General features: G+C 46.9%; 16 protein-coding genes and 1 riboswitch. All 16 genes read right to left on the reverse strand.

Annotation, left to right across the window (positions count from 1 at the left end; translation table 11 throughout):
* The 16 genes from V6W81_RS26390 to V6W81_RS26465 all read right to left on the reverse strand — a co-directional run bounded on the left by V6W81_RS26390 (position 1) and on the right by V6W81_RS26465 (position 16,534).
* Entirely contained in the window at positions 1–549 is a 549-nt protein-coding gene (locus V6W81_RS26390; RefSeq protein ID WP_338540841.1) for a F0F1 ATP synthase subunit delta, read from the reverse strand.
* Entirely contained in the window at positions 546–1,034 is a 489-nt protein-coding gene (gene atpF / locus V6W81_RS26395; protein ID WP_145051547.1) for a F0F1 ATP synthase subunit B, read from the reverse strand. The genes V6W81_RS26390 and atpF overlap by 4 nt, the downstream gene beginning before the upstream one ends.
* A gap of 116 nt (positions 1,035–1,150) precedes the next feature.
* The gene (atpE, locus tag V6W81_RS26400; protein WP_017691934.1) at positions 1,151–1,375 is read right to left on the reverse strand and encodes a F0F1 ATP synthase subunit C; all 225 of its coding nucleotides are present in this window, start codon (positions 1,373–1,375) and stop codon (positions 1,151–1,153) included.
* A gap of 77 nt (positions 1,376–1,452) precedes the next feature.
* Positions 1,453–2,271: a F0F1 ATP synthase subunit A gene (gene atpB / locus V6W81_RS26405; protein ID WP_128103792.1), complete on the reverse strand. Its 819-nt coding sequence runs from the start codon at positions 2,269–2,271 to the stop codon at positions 1,453–1,455.
* A gap of 45 nt (positions 2,272–2,316) precedes the next feature.
* Positions 2,317–2,694 carry an ATP synthase subunit I gene (locus tag V6W81_RS26410; RefSeq protein WP_145051550.1) on the reverse strand — a complete coding sequence of 126 codons (378 nt, stop codon included), beginning with the start codon at positions 2,692–2,694 and terminating at the stop codon, positions 2,317–2,319.
* The gene (locus V6W81_RS26415; protein ID WP_145051553.1) at positions 2,687–2,941 is read right to left on the reverse strand and encodes an AtpZ/AtpI family protein; all 255 of its coding nucleotides are present in this window, start codon (positions 2,939–2,941) and stop codon (positions 2,687–2,689) included. The genes V6W81_RS26410 and V6W81_RS26415 overlap by 8 nt, the downstream gene beginning before the upstream one ends.
* 187 nt (positions 2,942–3,128) lie before the next feature.
* Positions 3,129–4,286 (reverse strand): non-hydrolyzing UDP-N-acetylglucosamine 2-epimerase, encoded by a 1,158-nt coding sequence (gene wecB / locus V6W81_RS26420; protein WP_338540842.1) that lies wholly within the window; start codon positions 4,284–4,286, stop codon positions 3,129–3,131.
* 277 nt (positions 4,287–4,563) lie between these two features.
* Positions 4,564–5,193 carry a uracil phosphoribosyltransferase gene (gene upp / locus V6W81_RS26425; RefSeq protein WP_017691929.1) on the reverse strand — a complete coding sequence of 210 codons (630 nt, stop codon included), beginning with the start codon at positions 5,191–5,193 and terminating at the stop codon, positions 4,564–4,566.
* A gap of 426 nt (positions 5,194–5,619) precedes the next feature.
* Positions 5,620–6,867 (reverse strand): serine hydroxymethyltransferase, encoded by a 1,248-nt coding sequence (glyA, locus tag V6W81_RS26430; RefSeq protein WP_145051560.1) that lies wholly within the window; start codon positions 6,865–6,867, stop codon positions 5,620–5,622.
* Positions 6,868–7,121: 254 nt separating this feature from the next.
* Positions 7,122–7,715: a TIGR01440 family protein gene (locus tag V6W81_RS26435; RefSeq protein ID WP_338540843.1), complete on the reverse strand. Its 594-nt coding sequence runs from the start codon at positions 7,713–7,715 to the stop codon at positions 7,122–7,124.
* Between the two features lie 139 nt (positions 7,716–7,854).
* Positions 7,855–7,936: riboswitch (ZMP/ZTP riboswitch) on the reverse strand.
* Positions 7,937–8,170: 234 nt separating this feature from the next.
* Positions 8,171–8,743 carry a low molecular weight protein arginine phosphatase gene (locus tag V6W81_RS26440; protein WP_145051566.1) on the reverse strand — a complete coding sequence of 191 codons (573 nt, stop codon included), beginning with the start codon at positions 8,741–8,743 and terminating at the stop codon, positions 8,171–8,173.
* Positions 8,744–8,987: 244 nt separating this feature from the next.
* A complete protein-coding gene (locus V6W81_RS26445; protein ID WP_338540844.1) occupies positions 8,988–9,548 on the reverse strand; it encodes a manganese efflux pump MntP in 561 nt (186 codons plus the stop codon).
* 218 nt (positions 9,549–9,766) lie between these two features.
* Positions 9,767–11,038, reverse strand: coding sequence for an L-threonylcarbamoyladenylate synthase (locus V6W81_RS26450; protein WP_430701389.1), 1,272 nt, complete (start codon positions 11,036–11,038; stop codon positions 9,767–9,769).
* 559 nt (positions 11,039–11,597) lie between these two features.
* The gene (gene spoIIR / locus V6W81_RS26455; RefSeq protein WP_338540846.1) at positions 11,598–12,254 is read right to left on the reverse strand and encodes a stage II sporulation protein R; all 657 of its coding nucleotides are present in this window, start codon (positions 12,252–12,254) and stop codon (positions 11,598–11,600) included.
* Between the two features lie 1,566 nt (positions 12,255–13,820).
* The gene (locus V6W81_RS26460; RefSeq protein ID WP_338540847.1) at positions 13,821–15,089 is read right to left on the reverse strand and encodes an FtsW/RodA/SpoVE family cell cycle protein; all 1,269 of its coding nucleotides are present in this window, start codon (positions 15,087–15,089) and stop codon (positions 13,821–13,823) included.
* 221 nt (positions 15,090–15,310) lie between these two features.
* Positions 15,311–16,534: an FtsW/RodA/SpoVE family cell cycle protein gene (locus tag V6W81_RS26465; protein ID WP_338540848.1), complete on the reverse strand. Its 1,224-nt coding sequence runs from the start codon at positions 16,532–16,534 to the stop codon at positions 15,311–15,313.
* Between the last annotated feature and the right edge of the window lie 28 nt (positions 16,535–16,562).

The raw sequence follows: 16,562 nt of genomic DNA on the forward strand, positions 1-16,562 counted from the left end.
CTACTGTACTCGTCTGTTAAAAGACTGCTCAAGACGTTCGAGCTTGCCAGCCAAGCTGCCGTCATAGATCGTATCGCCAATGGCGACTTTCAATCCGCCCAGCAGAGTCGGATCAACAAAATTCTCGATACGAATCTTTTTATTCACACGGCCACCGAATTCACGGGCAACCGCTTCTTTTTCCTCATCATTCAATGCATAAGTTGAGTATACACGCGCATCAGCAATCCCAAGCGACTCGCCCTGGATCTTCCGATAATCATTCAGCAATTCTTCCAGCAATTCAACGCGTCCGCGTTCAATCAACAGTAAGACTGTGCGAAGGACAGACTCGGATACCTTGCCATCAAGACTTGAGTGAAGTACGTTCCGTTTAGCTTCATCAGAGATATTAGGAGATACGATAAACTTCTGGATATCGGAATCACCAGTCAATGCACTGACAACGGCGCGTAGCTCTTGTTCAACCTCAAGCACCTGTTGTTGCTGAAGAGCAACTTCGAACAATGCTTTCGCATAACGTTTGGCAACAATCGTATCGCGGCTCATTGTCGGCCTCCTACCTCATTGAGGTATTGGTTCACAAGTTCTTCTTGTGCAGGACCGTTCTCAACTTCTTTTTTAATCAACTTGGATGCAATCTGAACGGAAGCGGTACCCAGTTCGCTGCGAAGCGCTGCGACTGCTTTGTTCTTCTCGCTCTCGATTTCGCGTACTGCATCGTCTTTCAGACGATTAGCTTCCGCCTTGGCATCAGCCAAAATCGATTCAGCTTGTTTGCCACCCGTTTGTTTGGATTGTTCAATGATGTCGTAAGCATCTTTGCGCGCTTGCTCAAGAGCTTGTTTTTGCTCCTCCACATAGGCAATCGCCTGTTCCCGAGTCTGAGCAGCCTCATTCATCTGCGACAGCACGAGTTCACGACGTTTTTCCATAATGGAGAACAATGGACCAAAAGCGTAACGGCTAAGCAGCCAATATAAGATTGCGAATGCAACAATCGCAAGAAGCGTATTTTCCCATATGAAACTCAATCTGTTCACTCCTTCCTGGAGGTATCCTTAAAACGTTCATCCGCAAGTAACGGACATTACCTAAAAAGAAGGCGCGGACGGCTGTGGCCTTCCCCGCCAAACCTTTATCAATTTAATTAAGCCATACCGTAGAACATGAACGCGAGTACCACACCGATGATCGGCAATACCTCGATCAAACCTACACCGATAAACATAGTTGTTTGAAGAGTGGATTTAGCTTCCGGTTGACGGGCAATACCTTCCACCGTTTTGCTGATTACCATACCGTTACCAATACCTGCGCCAAATGCGCCCAGTCCTGCAACAATTGCTGCTGCGATTAATGCCATTGCTCCCATTTGTATATCCTCCTTAAAATTATAAATCGAATTTTTTATTGTTCAGCCTGATGAAGAAATCTTCGAAGGCTTGAAACTTAATGTTCCTCGTGCGTCTCAATGCTCTGTGAAATGTACACCATCATTAGGATAACAAATACAAATGCTTGGATCGCGCCGATAAAGATACTAAAGCCTTGCCACACCATTAATAGCGGAATCGCTGCAATGGCACCAAATATTTTGAATGTGGTCAGCTTCAGAATCGTTGTGATCAGCACCTCACCCGCGAAGATATTCGCGAATAGACGCATACCGTGTGTCAACAGCTTCGATGCCGTCTCGATCAAGTTGATCGGTAAGAACAAGGCAAATGGCTGAAGGTAATGCTTGAGATATCCTCTAGTGTTCCGGAATAATCCGAGACCATGAGATACTAGGAACGCTACCAGAGCTAGTCCCATCGTTACAGACAAGTCGGCTGTTGGTGATTTCCACCAAGCCAGTTCGACGTGCGGATGAGCTTCAGGATCTTTGGCATGCGCTTCTTCAAACGCTTCCACGGCAGTTACAATTGGCTTACCAAACACCTGCGCGTGTTCTGCACTGTCCACTGCGGTTACTGCTTGGAACGGAAGTCCGAGCATGTTTCCCACAAAAATGAACATAATCATGGAAAGAGCGAGAGAGATAAAATGTTTACCTTTCTTCATATCCATTGTACTGGAAATCAGATTGCGGACGAATTCTACTGCCCACTCCATAAAATTTTGCAGCTTGCCGGGGTTTTCAACGGATAGTCTTCGTGTGGCTAGTACAGCGAAAATAAAAACAAGGGCACCTGTAACTACTAGCATCAGCACAACCGATAGATCCAGTCGAAATCCGCCAAGCATAATAATTGGAGCTTCATGCATATTTTTCTCACCCCTTTCTCGACTTGAAAGCTGCAGCACCTAACATCATTCTGCTCTGCGGGAATAGACAATCCCTATAATCAGTAAGGAAAATTGTGCAATAACCAGACCGCCTGCAACCGCATATGTATTGAAGTATTGCGGAAAGCGCATCGATAAAAATATACCGAGCACAGCGAGCGCCGCTCTTGTCAAAAATCCTAGGTTCACACGCTTCAAGTTACCTTCTGCCGCATCATCAGACATTTTCCTTACTTTGTAGCCTAGGTAAAATGCATTGATCCAGCTAATTACCGTACCCAGAGCCAATCCCAAAGCAATTGTCTCCACACGTGGCATGAAGGCCGCTGCGAGAAAACAAATCATAAGAAAGTACATGATGAAAACAGTCATCATTCTGCGGTATCTGGTTAGTTCACTCATCACTTTCCCCCATGAATTTTTTCGCGATAAAGTAGATGCTTACCCCGCCTGCTGCCAGAAAAAAGAGAACGCTTACGGCGATCCATATTCCGTTACCTCCAATGGTCTTGTCCAACCAGGAGCCAGCGTAATATCCGACTACAGCGAGTATGGCAATCTCGATCCCAAAAGCTGTCACGAGTCCCATTGCTTTCCACACATTATCGTCATGGTTACGGGATGAATTTGGTTTGTTCGAATCGGCCATTTTCCACGCCACCCTTGCAATCCCAGTTAATTTTACTGAATGATGAGAGCCTTTGTCAATTGAATGATTTTAGCGTTTTAAAGGGTAAAACGACAGGTAAACAGGCCCTCAAGAGCCCATAAACCCGCGTAAACCGTACAGTTTAACTGTATACTATGCCCTTTATAAATCCGCTAGAAAATTTGAATTATTTTTTGAACTTTCTGTGAAATGGTTCCGGACGTTCGCTATTTACACCAAAATGGTGCAAAATCGCATTGACAATTCTTTCCGAAGCATGTCCATCTCCGTATGGATTGGCTGCTTGACTCATGCTTGCATACAATGTTTCGTCTGTAAGCAAGGCTTTTGTCCGTTCATACACATGCTCTTCATCTGTACCTACAAGCTCAAGCGTTCCAGCCTCGATTCCTTCTGGGCGCTCTGTCGTGTCACGCAGGACAAGAACAGGCACACCGAACGAAGGCGCTTCTTCCTGCAAACCGCCTGAATCGGTTAAAATCAAGTGTGTATGCGGGTAAAAATTATGCAAATCCACTACGTCTAGTGGATCAATTAATTGAATACGTGGGTGATTCCCCAAAATCGCGTGAGCCGGCTCCTTCACAGCAGGACTTGGATGCACCGGATACACGATGGCGATATCTTCGAACTCATCGGCAATTCGTTTGACGGCCTGGAAAATGTTACGGTGAGGCTCGCCTTGAGATTCACGGCGATGAGCTGTCAACAATACAAGGCGTTTGCCTTCTGCCCATTCAAGTACCGGATGTTTGTAGCCCTCCTGTACTGTATATTGAAACACATCAGTAACCGTGTTGCCTGTGACGTACGTACTAGACTCTGGTTTATTTTCTTTGGCAAGATTATCAAAGGACCTATCTGTTGGCGCAAAGTGTAAATCAGCCAGTACGCCTGTCAATTGACGGTTCATCTCTTCCGGATATGGAGACAACTTGTTCCACGTCCGAAGCCCTGCCTCGACATGCCCTACCTGGATCTGCTGCAAGAACGCTGCATAGCTGGCTACAAATGTAGTCAGCGTATCTCCGTGAACAAGCACAATGTCTGGTTTCGCTTCACGTAGTACAGGCTCCAGCCCTCCAAGGACACGAATCGTGATTTCATTCAATGTCTGACGATCCTTCATCACATCCAGATCATAATCCGGATGGATGTCGAATACTTCAAGTACCTGATCCAACATCTGTCGATGTTGCGCAGTTACGCAAACAATAGATTCGATAGACTCAGGATGTTTCTGCAACTCCAAAATAAGCGGAGCCATCTTGATTGCTTCTGGTCGCACCCCGAAGATCGTCATCACTTTAATTTTGTTAGACATTCGAGCAAAGCCCCTTTTCTATAAGTTCCGAACCTCTATATACGTACATGTTCAAAAAGGGTGGTTTTCAGTACCGAGAAGATGGGATGAAGATAGAAATGGAGTAGCGGAGCGTAGGAAAATCTACGTGAGCAACTACATTGTTTCCTACGGAAACAGGCTTCGTAAGCCTCCACTTATTTCGGCTGAATCCCATATTCGATGCTGAGATGCCGTTAGGCATCCTTCGTAATCAGAAGCAGACTTTTTGAACAACCTCTACAAGCATGTCATATGCTTATTTAGTGCCGTATAGACGGTCTCCTGCATCTCCAAGTCCTGGAACGATGTAACCATGATCATCCAGACGATCGTCAAGCGCAGCTACATAAATGTCTACATCTGGGTGAGCATCTTGCACGGCTTTTACGCCTTCTGGAGCGGCTACGAGGTTCATCATTTTGATCTGTGTGCATCCGCGTTTTTTGAGCACGTCAATTGCCGCGATTGCCGAACCACCCGTTGCGAGCATCGGATCAATCACAATCAATTGGCGCTCTGTTACGTCCGTAGGCAGCTTGGTATAGTATTCAACAGGTTGAAGTGTTTCCGGGTCACGGAACAGACCAACATGTCCTACTTTTGCCGCTGGCAACAATTTAACAACGCCGTCCAGCATTCCCAGTCCTGCACGCAGAATTGGCACCAGTCCGAGCATACGTCCAGAAATCACTTTACCTTGTGTCGCTGCTACAGGAGTCTGTACATCAATCGTCTCCAACTCAACATCTCTTGTGATTTCATAAGCCATCAACGTTGCTACTTCATCCACTAATTCACGAAAATCTTTCGTATTCGTACGCATGTCGCGTATAAACGTCAGTTTGTGTTGGATCAAAGGGTGATCACATATTACTAATTTTCCCATCTAATTTGTCCCTCCGGTAAGTTCATCATGTTACAGCATTTCCAAATATGCCTAATCATCATTCATAGGCTCGATAAATCCTGTATATTATATCATCACCAACACCGAATTACACCATTAAAGGGCACCTAATCATTACAGAATACCGAATACTACAAAAACAGGACCGGAAACATGGTGTCTTCCGGTCCTTTTGACTCTTGCTGGTATGTCATTGAGATTGTTCAAAAGCATGTAAACACACGGATACTCCGCAATTCAAAATGATCCTTCGATCGCTGTTATCCCGGATTTTTTTGATTCTCCTCTACATAAGGGGAAAATCCGGGGATAAAGGCGAACGCTTCGCTTCTCCGGCTTCATTTTGTTTGCTCCGTCTGCGTGTTTACGGAACACTCAAATACAAACAGCATGAGCAACGTTTTTTTAGTATTTAAGGTCAGTGTAGAGCGGGAATTGATCTGTCAGTGCCGTTACTTCTGCACGAGCTTGATCAAGTGTTGCTGTATCTTTAGGGTTCTTGAGCGTTTTCGCAATGATTTTACCGATCGATACCATAGCCTCTTCGTTCATACCGCGGGAAGTCGCCGCAGGTGTACCAATACGGATACCGCTAGTGATGAACGGGCTTGTTGGGTCAAATGGAATTGCATTTTTATTAACAGTGATTCCGATGGAATCAAGGACATGCTCAGCTTCTTTACCTGTGATGTTCACACTGCGTGTATCGATCAGCATCAAGTGGTTATCTGTACCACCGGATACGATGTTCAAGCCTTCAGAGATCAACGTTTCAGCCAGAACCTGTGCATTTTTCACTACATTCTGCGCGTACTCTTTGAAAGATGGTTGCAATGCTTCACCCAATGCTACCGCTTTGGAAGCAATAACGTGCATCAATGGTCCACCTTGGGAACCAGGGAATACCGCTTTATCAATTGCAGCAGCCCAAGCTTTGGTACACAGAATCATACCCCCGCGTGGTCCACGCAATGTTTTGTGAGTTGTCGTTGTTACGAAATGTGCATGTGGAACCGGGCTTGGATGCAAACCAGCAGCAACCAATCCAGCAATGTGAGCCATGTCAACCATGAACAATGCGCCTACGTCATTAGCAATGGAAGCCAATTTTTCGAAATCAATTGTACGTGGATACGCACTTGCCCCTGCCACGATCAACCGAGGACGGTGTTTGAACGCTGCTTTGCGAACTTCATCATAATCGATCAGGAATGTATCTTCTTGTACGCCATATGCTACGAAGTTGTAGAGTAAGCCAGATGCGTTTACTGGGCTACCATGCGTAAGGTGACCACCATGTGCAAGGTTCATACCCAATACTGTATCGCCAGGCTTAAGCGCCGCAAGGTAAACTGCCATGTTCGCTTGTGCACCAGAGTGTGGTTGAACGTTAACATGCTCTGCTCCAAACAATTCTTTAGCGCGATCACGAGCGATATCTTCCACGATATCTACGTGCTCACAACCGCCATAGTAACGTTTGCCTGGATATCCTTCAGCATATTTGTTCGTCAGAACGGAACCAAGTGCTTCAATAACCGCTTCGCTTACAATGTTCTCAGATGCAATCAACTCAATGTTGTTTTGCTGACGTTTCAACTCCAGATTCATCGCTTCCAATACCGCCGGGTCATTCTTACGCAATTGTTCCATGATTAAATTCCTCCTAATATAAGTGAAGTTATAAAGTGAAACACAAGGTTACACTCCAGACTTCGATTGCATCACCATCTTTCGATCGCTGTTATCCCCAGATTTCTTTGAATCCCTTTTACAAAGGGGGAATCCGGTGATAGCGTATGCTTTCGATGTAGCTTTCCTTCGGTAAGCTTTCAGGCGAACGCTCTGCTTCTCCAGATTGGTGTTGCACTCTCCGTTTACGTGTAAACATAATTTCACTTTATACGTTAGTCACAAAATGTCGAATCAGGCTGCTCTTCCATACGATACACTGCACGTTCCCCACCAATCAACTTCGGACGCGTCAACGCTGTCGTCACACGGGCATCTCCAATGTAACGAAGTGCTGTACGGTAAGGAACCGCCACATGCCGCAAATGCATACCAATCATCGTCTCTCCGATATCCAGTCCTGCATGTGCTTGCACATGTTCTGCCAGACAAGGATCGGTAAGTGATCGATAAGCCGCAGATGCCATTGAACCACCCGCTGTAGGAACAGGTACCGCACCTACCTCGGTCAATCCCAGACGCACTAACACAGAACGCTCCATTACCAGCGCACGATTCAGATGCTCACAGCATTGAAAGACCGGTTCAAAACCGAATTCCTGCTGCACCTCACGAATACCCGCAAGAAGCTGCTGTGCCACTTCAATCGCACCACTCGTACCAATCCGTTTACCTGCCACTTCACTAGTGCTTGTACCAATGACAACGATCTGCCCTGAACCAAGCTTCCCTGCAGTGGCCAGTTCACGCAAAATGGATGCGGTCTGTTCCTGCAATCCGGGTTGTTCCGAATCTAACTCAATAGTCATCCTATCGCCTCCCGATATCATCATGCCCGGCTTCCAAATGTCAGCCTTACGTATTCCAACATGGCATTTCAGGTACTATTATAGCGAATAAACAGATGAAAGACGAAAAAAAGAGCAGTCTGCGGGTATCGCAGAATTGCTCTTTTGCCCAGGCGACCGGCCGTTTGTTCCGGTGCTCCATTGTGGTTGTGCCCACTTCGTCGCCAGTTACACCGGATCCCTGTTTTCCCCTTCATCATAAAACAACCTGCGCTTAAAATCAACGGGTAATTTACATCACATGTCTGTTTTTAGATGACAGTTCAAGTACGTGAGGCATGTCTATCAATCATATAAAGGTTCTACCTTGGATGGCCAAGCTGGACTTTATTCGTACGATCAAGCTGATCACCGATCTCAGCTTCCGAGGTTTACACTATGGATACGTTGTTTAAACTACCCCTGTGCACTCTGCCTTATTCCAACTTGTCCAAAAGCCGATCAAGTGCAGTTCGAATCTCAGCAGCAGTCACGTTGTAATCATCTCGATTGCCGCCAAACGGATCGGAGATGTCGAAGCTTGGAATTCGTTGTCGGATCTCAATGACACGTTCCCGCTCCGTTGCTAATATTTCTTGACCAAGTGCACGCTTCATCTCCAATGTCGCGAACAAGCTATCTAGCTCCTGCAGATCGTTCATCACTTGCTCGTCATCTTCCACGTATTCTTTGAGTGTATAGGTTTTGTGGACAGAGTCCGGGAAAACTTGCAGCACATGCTGCTTATGACTGCGAGTCAGTGTAAGAATCAGATCAGCCCAACCAACAAGCCCTGCACTCAGTTGTGTCGAGTGTGGCGGCCCTTCAACACGGTGATCCTTCAGTACCGCCTCGGCATGACGCGAAATCGGCATTCCCTGTGTGGCGGCAACGCCCGCTGAACGCACCTCGACTTGAATGCCACGCTCCGAAGCAAGCTTACGCAAAAGCCCCTCTGCCATGGGGCTGCGGCACGTATTACCTGTACATACAAACAAAATATGTTTCATTGCGGTAGCCTCCCCATTTTATATATGTTATCAAATGTATACTTCATCGTTTAAGAAATTGAATTACGATTGCAACAGCATTAGTTGCTTTAAGCGCGTGTTCGAAAAAGGGATTAATTAAAAGCGGACATTCTGCAAATCTCTTTCCTACGATTATACTCACACCAGAAGGATATACAACCACTCGGCATTGAACCATTTAGTCTAGTTAGTGCAATCAAGGGTTAAGCTCATGGGTTACAGCTCAAAAGATAAACAATAATCCAAAGGCGAGCAGAATCGCTCCACCTACAGCTTCACCATAATCCCCCAGGTTATGACTCACCCGTCGTCCAAGCAACAGACCCATCATCGACATCAAGCCTCCGCACACGCCAAAAGCAAGCACAGTCAAGATCAGTTCACTACTGAACATCCCTAGAGAAACCCCTACGGAAAATGAATCTATGCTGACACTGAGTGAAAATAAAGTCACACCCAGCAGTGAGCGGTGATTCACCAGCTTCGTCTCTCCTTCACGGAAGGCATTCAGAATCATATGCGCACCCAAAAGAACAAGCAAACCACCTGCCGCATACGTGGTAATGTCACCAAGCAATGAGCTGACATACTTACCCGTGTACATACCGATCAGTGGCATGATGATATGGAACAGGGCGGTGATTGTACTGATCCGCAGTACATCCCGTAGACGAATGCCTTTCATCCCCATCCCGATTCCCAGCGAGAAGGCATCGAAACCAAGAGCCACAGCCATAATCAAAATGGTTACTAACTGCCCTACATGGGCAGATATATCCCACATTCCCATACCCCCATCACGTAAAGGTTCTTGTACACGATATGCGGACAAGGACCTAAACATGACCAGAGGATATGATTGAACATCTGGATCACAGATATTTTGAATGCCGTGAGACACTTTAGTAGTCCAGACACCCTGGCTTGACCCTTTATATGGCGAGTTCTACTCGCCTTGATATAAGAGGAACACTGGGCGACTGGACAAGTATCTGTTGCGGGCTAACCGACCTGGATGAGTCGGTGACCCGCCGCTTTGAGCAGCCGATTCATGACGGCTGCACCTAATCCTTCGCGCGAGCAGGCCTCAGCCACAATATATGTGGCGCCTTGCTCATCGCAGCTCCGCAGCGCGGCGTATAGCCGGCGCGCTGCTTCTTCCAGCTCGCTGGCATCGCCCAGCGAGAATACGGCATCGGCGCGGTACTGCTCCGCGTGCTCGGCGAACGCCAGCACCGCGGTGCGCTCTCCGCGCTGCGCCGCCTCTGCGAGGGCGGCGCTAACCCAGGCCGCCACCGCTGCGGGCGGCCCCTCCACCACGCACAGCGCACCTTCGGGCGCATAGTGCGTGTACTTCATGCCCGGCGAGCGTGGCGCCGGGCTGGCTTCGCCAGCGGACCCCTCGGCGAGTAACGCCGGGTTCGTGGCGACACGGGCGGCCACAGCGGACAATTGTTCCGCTGTGATGCCGCCAGGGCGCAGGATGGTGACGGTACCGTCGTCACCGACCTGCACGACCGTGGACTCGACGCCCACCCCGGTGGGGCCGCCGTCCACGATGCCGCCGATGCGGCCAGCCAGATCCTCGCGCACATGTGCTGCGAGAGTTGGGCTTGGCCGTCCGGAGCGGTTAGCGCTCGGCGCAGCCACAGGGCATGCTGCCGCGGCTATTAACTGCAAGGCCACAGGGTGATCCGGCATGCGCACGGCCACCGTGTCTAGCCCAGCGGTGACCCGTGGAGACACCGCCCCCGGTCTAACCGGCAACACCAGCGTCAGTGGCCCCGGCCAGAAGGCCGTCATCAGCGCTTCCGCCGTAGTATTCACTTCGGTTACCAGTGCATCCAACTGGTCTCTGTGCGCAATATGCACGATCAGAGGATTATCCGATGGGCGACCTTTAGCTACAAACACAGCTTCTACCGCTGCTGTGCTTCGGGCATCTGCCCCTAAACCATAGACCGTCTCAGTCGGAAAGGCTACCGTTTGACCTTGACGAATGCAGGCAGCGGCAGCCTGCAAGTCAGCGAGCGCCTGTTCATAGGCGCTCTCTCTTTTTACATTAGACTCATCATTCGATGTAGCCGCCTGCACAGACCCGTGTCCAGCAGATAAGCTCTCCTGTGGTTCATGCTCCACTTGATCGCCACCAACGTTGGCATTATGCATGTCCGTACCAGCGGTATGAAGCAGCACATGGACATCCCACATACGAGTAACCATCTTATCCACCGATCCCTGCACCTGTACACCCAGACCCGATTCGCCTTCCATACCTTGAAGGGATGCCTGCTGGTTCAGTCCATGGGTATGCAACTCACCTTGAAACTTCGCCGTCGAAGGCACTTTATCGCTCTCCGACTGTACATTACGCTCCATCTGCTCGCGATCTAACGGTGAATGTTCATTCTGCTGCGATCTATTCTGTTTGTTCTCTTGCTCATTTCTCATATATCCATCATTCCTAAGCTTCAATAAGGTAGTAAACATTAGGTGTGTCTTACATCTATCTTAGAGCATCTTTCGCCGTCTTCTCGTCCATACTGGGTCACTTTCTCTTGACTTACCTTAGTACACCCACGAAAAACATCCTTACCTTGAACGAAAATTAAGCATTGTTTGCGCCTGCGGAGTTGTAAGACATGCCTTTAACGCCTGATTAAACGACGTCCGTGTTTAATTTTGGTTTTGAATACTTACAATTATAACATATCTCTTAGTTTCTAAGATGAAACTCCGAACCCCCGTCATTCACAGCAGAGCTCACTTCAACAAAGGGCAACTCCATGTACCGAAGTCGCCCTTACATCATATCAATCTATTCACTTTCCGATTAAGCAAACAATCCCGTTACCCAGCCACAAAATTTCACAACCATATCCCAGAGGAAGAAACGCGTTTCCGGTGTTCCCACTTGTACGGACGCCTCCACATCTCCCGCAGAAGCAGCTGCTGTAGCTGTATTCGTCTTCGTAACTGCATCTCCTGTACCCGCATCAATGAAGCATAATGGAGGAAACAATACACACCACCAGTTCTGACCACTACCTTCTCCCAGTGTTATACGCACTGCTTCATATTCTCCAGCCGGATATACCGTACCTCCATATAGTTTGGTCGGAAAAGGAACCACGCCCAGCTCAACCTGGTAGTCATAATCCAGCCCACGACTGGCAAGCTCCTCTCCAACTCGCTCTTCAATCTCAGACAAATGCTGACGAATCACCCCACGGGCTTCATCCAGGTCCTGAGGATTCGCCAGCTCCGTCACCCATTGATCCATCTGAGCAACCACCGCATCACGAATCTCCCGTTTCACCAACTGATCTCCAGCCGAATCTGAATTAGCTAGAATACGCAACCGTATTGATTGTTCTGGAATTGCTGTAGCAGCTACAGCCGCATCCGTTTTCTGACCTTCCCACATCATAATAATCATCATAAGACATACTAGAATAAGTCCAATTTGTTTCACAATTCGTCTACTCATGCCGTTCTCCCCCTTGGCTCCCGTGATCATAATTTTTATAAGTGCTTTCGCTATGAACTCTCACTATAACTCTCTCATGTCTATCAGTATGCCCAGAGGAAGTAGAGTTAAACCTATTAAACTCCATACCTCTCAATTTTTTTATCCAACATATGCTAGGATGTGTCTCAGAACAAATAAATCAATTCGTGTAATTAGAAGTAAAACGTTTGAAATAAAAAGAATGAGGTAACGAGCAGGATGCACAGGTATTAGAAAGAGATAATGATGACCGTGGGGGAGGCAAGTGAGAGACATGTTGTGCTCCATCCATTCACCAGTGTGTCCGTCCAAATGAAATCCCATGTATCATGCCATTCACTGGATCGTCGGCAGCGATGTAACCTGATGAGATGTACCAGAAGAACGTTAGACCAGGCTTAAAGTTGGATTTTTGAATGGGTTTTGAGGGAGTCTTGAGTAAGTTTTAGAGTGGGTTTTGAGGGGGCTGGAGTGAGTTTTGGAGCGGGTTTGGAGTGGGTTTGGAGCGAGTTTGGAGTCAGTTTGGAGTGAGTTTAGAGCAGGTGAAGATTACGTTGGAAAAAGAGCCTTAAAAGGGTATTCATAAACGAACCTCTTTCCATACACCTTCAGTGTAACGAATCTGAGAGACCTTATTTGGTCGTATTACGGTAAATGGAATTGGTAACGAACCTGAGGAACGTTATATTACGAAATACCGTTGAATAGGTCTAAATTTTATGCTCCAAAGGCGTATTAGGGTGTCCACGATTCGTTAGCATTTTCTGAGTGCCCATTTTCCCGCCAATAAGGCCTACTGAGTTCGTTAGAGATGACACATGATCAACTGTCGTGACTTCAAATCTCACGCTCACTTGGGGGCATCATCCACTGCCCACGTCTTTTCGCGCCTGCTAATGTCACTTTCTCTTGACGATCCGATATACCTGCGGAAAACGTCCTTGCTTGAACGTAATTTCATGCTCTGCCTTCCTTCAAAAATTTCTCAGACACACTCAGACCAAAAAGAGCCGATCCCACCTTAATGGTGATAACCGACCCTAATTTAAAAGCCGCTATAACGAAGTGGGAAACATACTCGGAAGGCGGGGCAAATTCACACGATCATACTCCCCTTTCCTTTCCAACCTTATGTCCACACCTTGCTTATAGTCATGTCTACGTTTATGTCTGTGATCCATGTATGTCCACAACCTGCTTATAGCCATGCCTACGTTAATGTCCGTGATCCTATTTACGTCTGTCCCCTCGTTCATGCCTGTGATCCGTGTATGTCCACATTCTGCTTATAGCAATGCCTACGTTTATGTCCGTGATCCTATTTACGTCTGTCCCCTCGTTTATGCCTGTGATTCGTGCATGTCCACACCTTGCTTATAGCAATACCTACGTTTATGTCCGTGATCCTATTTATGTCTGCCCTCTCGTTCATGCCTGTGATCCGTGTATGTCTGTCCTTCGTTTATGCCTTTGATCCTGTTTATGCCTGTGCTCTCATTTATGACTACTTTATATCTGCACTCCCGTCTAAACCCACGCTCGGGATTACATCTCTACTTGATCCTGTTCCTTTTCCTTGTTCTTGTTCTTGATTTTGTTCAGCACATCCAGCCCACTCACCCAACTCCGTACTCTTGCTGGCAAACTCGGTGGCTGCTCCTCTGACACGATAATATCTTCATCCTCAGGACCATACAGCTTGATGCTCATGGCAATCGCAATGCAAGCCATATTGATAAGCAGTGACGTTCCTCCGTAGCTAATAAACGGTAAAGTAATCCCTGTGAGCGGCATCAACCCCAGAAAGGCACCAATATTCTCAAATACCTGATACAGCAACATCCCTATAATTCCAATAATAATCACTGGTCCGGCTCGGTCTTTACATTCCAGTGCAATAAGCACCATCCGATGGATTAGGACAAAATAAAGCAATAGCAGCACTGCACCGCCCACAAAGCCAAACTCTTCGGCAATCACGACGAAAATAGAATCCGAATACGTATAAGGCACACGCCCGCTTTGCACCGATGTACCTTGCAAGTACCCTTTTCCAATGATGCCGCCTGATCCTATAGCTAGACCTGCATTTTTGGTATGCCAGGTTGCTTTGGCAGTCGCTTTCTCTGGTACAAGCCAAGGATCAATCCGCTCTGCCCAATGCTCTCGATCTACCTTCTCCAGAAAAGCGAAAATTTCTTCATGATACGTGACATATGATTTAACGAAGCCAAAAAAAGCCACACCAATAATGGCAATACCAATCAAGGCATGTTTCAGCTTAATATTACCAATCCAGAGCACCGCTGCCAAAATAACAACATACCCCAAGGCATTCCCCAGGTCATTCTGTATCATAACAAGTGCAAAGGGAATAAAGGTCCACCACCCAATCGGCACGATGTCTCTCCAAAATCCGAGTTCTCTTCCTTTTCGCTTAATTAGCAAATGGGCGAGAAATAAAATTAAGATCATTTTAAACAGTTCCGCAGGTTGAAATGAGAAAGTATCCCCTAGCTTTAGCCAGCCATTGGCATTGTTGACCGAGCCACCTACGAAATTGGCAAGGAGAAGCAAAATATTTCCGATGACATACAGATAAAAAGCATATTTCACAATGAGCTTATAATTGATAAACCCCATTCCAATCACGACAATGAATCCGGCAATGTAAAATTGTAAGGTTTTGATATGATGGTTGCTCAATGTAGAATCGGTCTGCGTCCCGCTATATACGGCAGCTATGCTTATTCCCATAAGCAACAGCAGTACAAATAGTATGATTCCATCCATCTTCCTCAACATTCTCAACATGTACTCACTCTTCCCCCTAAGATGCTCTTGCCAATCTCTCCTCCCTTTATTGTATAGAATTGGAATGAAAAATGGAAATCCATAGGATTGTAAATATCGGGAAGCGTATCCCTTCCTGGGTCACCACTACAACAACCACAACAAAAAAACCCGAGAACCGTAGATCCATGTTGCTCGAATCTATGGCTTTCAGGTTTTGTGTTATATCCCATGAACCACAATTAGGATTGTTCTTGTTGTGACGGTTTGCGTTTAAACAATTTCATAATCAGTTCCGTAATGCTAAGTTGCTCTGATGAGCCCAGGATATCTTCGTTCTCCTCCGTGTGCACCTTGATACTCATGACAACACCCATACTCAGCATGTTGAGCACAAGAGAGGTACCCCCGAAACTAATGAACGGCAGCGTAATCCCCGTCAGTGGCATCAGACCAATAAACGGACCAATGTTAACAAAAATCTGATAGAGTAACATCGATATGATACCAACAATCAGATACGGCCCGGCTCGATCCTTACACTCCAATGCGATTAATACCAGCCTATGAATCAGAATAAAGTAGAGCAGTAGCAGCACCGAAGCGCCTACAAAACCGAACTCTTCCCCGATCTGAACAAAAATGGAGTCGGCATACGCCAGCGGTACCCGGTTGGATTGAATCGTTGTCCCTTCCAAATATCCTTTACCACTAATGCCTCCAGAGCCAATCGCCAGCTTAGCATTATACGTCTGCCATAGAACATCTCGGGAGGTCTGATCTGGCACAAGCCAAGGATCGAAACGATCTGCCCAGTGGGCACGCCCGATGTCCTGAAGGAATTTGGTGATCTGATCGTGATAGTGAACGTATGCCTGCGTACCCGCGATAAAAGCAGCAACAGCGATGATAAAACCAATCAAGGCGTGGCTGAACTTCACATTACCAATCCACAGTAATCCAACAAGAATCACGACGTAACTGAGCGCATTCCCCAAGTCGTTTTGCAACAAAACGAGTACCAATGGAGGCAGAACACAGAGAGCAATCGGGATGACATCCCGCCCAAATAACAAAGGTCTGTTCTTCTTTCGTGACAGTAAGGCAGACAAAAAGACAATCAAACACAGCTTAAATAACTCTGCCGGTTGCAAACTTAGACCGAAGATGGACAACCAGCCCTGTGCTCCGTAATAGGTCACACCAAAAAAGTTAACGATAACGAGCAGCAGTAGACCGCCACCGTAAATGTATAAATAGTTTTTGATAATCACTTTATAGTTAATCATGGACATTCCGAAGAATACGATGAACCCTATAATATAGAATATCCCAGCCCGCTGAGGATAGGATTCCCACCTCGGACGACCAAACGTGGTGCTATAAATGGATAAAATACTGATAACCATCAAGATAACTAATATAAATACGATGTTGTAGTCAATTTTTTTGAATTTATGCAGCATGTAATTATGTTCCTCCAAGCATTCAGCA

The sequence above is a fragment of the Paenibacillus tundrae genome, assembly GCF_036884255.1.
GTDB lineage: Bacteria > Bacillota > Bacilli > Paenibacillales > Paenibacillaceae > Paenibacillus.

Bases quoted from the DNA above. Each gene is read 5' to 3' on its own strand.
- V6W81_RS26445 (WP_338540844.1), bottom strand. From the start codon at position 9,548: ATGTGGGATATATCTGCCCATGTAGGGCAGTTAGTAACCATTTTGATT.
- V6W81_RS26390 (WP_338540841.1), bottom strand. From the start codon at position 549: ATGAGCCGCGATACGATTGTTGCCAAACGTTATGCGAAAGCATTGTTC.
- glyA (WP_145051560.1), bottom strand. From the start codon at position 6,867: ATGGAACAATTGCGTAAGAATGACCCGGCGGTATTGGAAGCGATGAAT.
- V6W81_RS26450 (WP_430701389.1), bottom strand. From the start codon at position 11,038: ATGGAAGGCGAATCGGGTCTGGGTGTACAGGTGCAGGGATCGGTGGAT.
- upp (WP_017691929.1), bottom strand. From the start codon at position 5,193: ATGGGAAAATTAGTAATATGTGATCACCCTTTGATCCAACACAAACTG.
- V6W81_RS26410 (WP_145051550.1), bottom strand. From the start codon at position 2,694: ATGAGTGAACTAACCAGATACCGCAGAATGATGACTGTTTTCATCATG.
- V6W81_RS26435 (WP_338540843.1), bottom strand. From the start codon at position 7,715: ATGACTATTGAGTTAGATTCGGAACAACCCGGATTGCAGGAACAGACC.
- V6W81_RS26415 (WP_145051553.1), bottom strand. From the start codon at position 2,941: ATGGCCGATTCGAACAAACCAAATTCATCCCGTAACCATGACGATAAT.
- atpE (WP_017691934.1), bottom strand. From the start codon at position 1,375: ATGGGAGCAATGGCATTAATCGCAGCAGCAATTGTTGCAGGACTGGGC.
- atpB (WP_128103792.1), bottom strand. From the start codon at position 2,271: ATGCATGAAGCTCCAATTATTATGCTTGGCGGATTTCGACTGGATCTA.
- wecB (WP_338540842.1), bottom strand. From the start codon at position 4,286: ATGTCTAACAAAATTAAAGTGATGACGATCTTCGGGGTGCGACCAGAA.
- spoIIR (WP_338540846.1), bottom strand. From the start codon at position 12,254: ATGAGTAGACGAATTGTGAAACAAATTGGACTTATTCTAGTATGTCTT.
- V6W81_RS26460 (WP_338540847.1), bottom strand. From the start codon at position 15,089: ATGTTGAGAATGTTGAGGAAGATGGATGGAATCATACTATTTGTACTG.
- V6W81_RS26440 (WP_145051566.1), bottom strand. From the start codon at position 8,743: ATGAAACATATTTTGTTTGTATGTACAGGTAATACGTGCCGCAGCCCC.
- V6W81_RS26465 (WP_338540848.1), bottom strand. From the start codon at position 16,534: ATGCTGCATAAATTCAAAAAAATTGACTACAACATCGTATTTATATTA.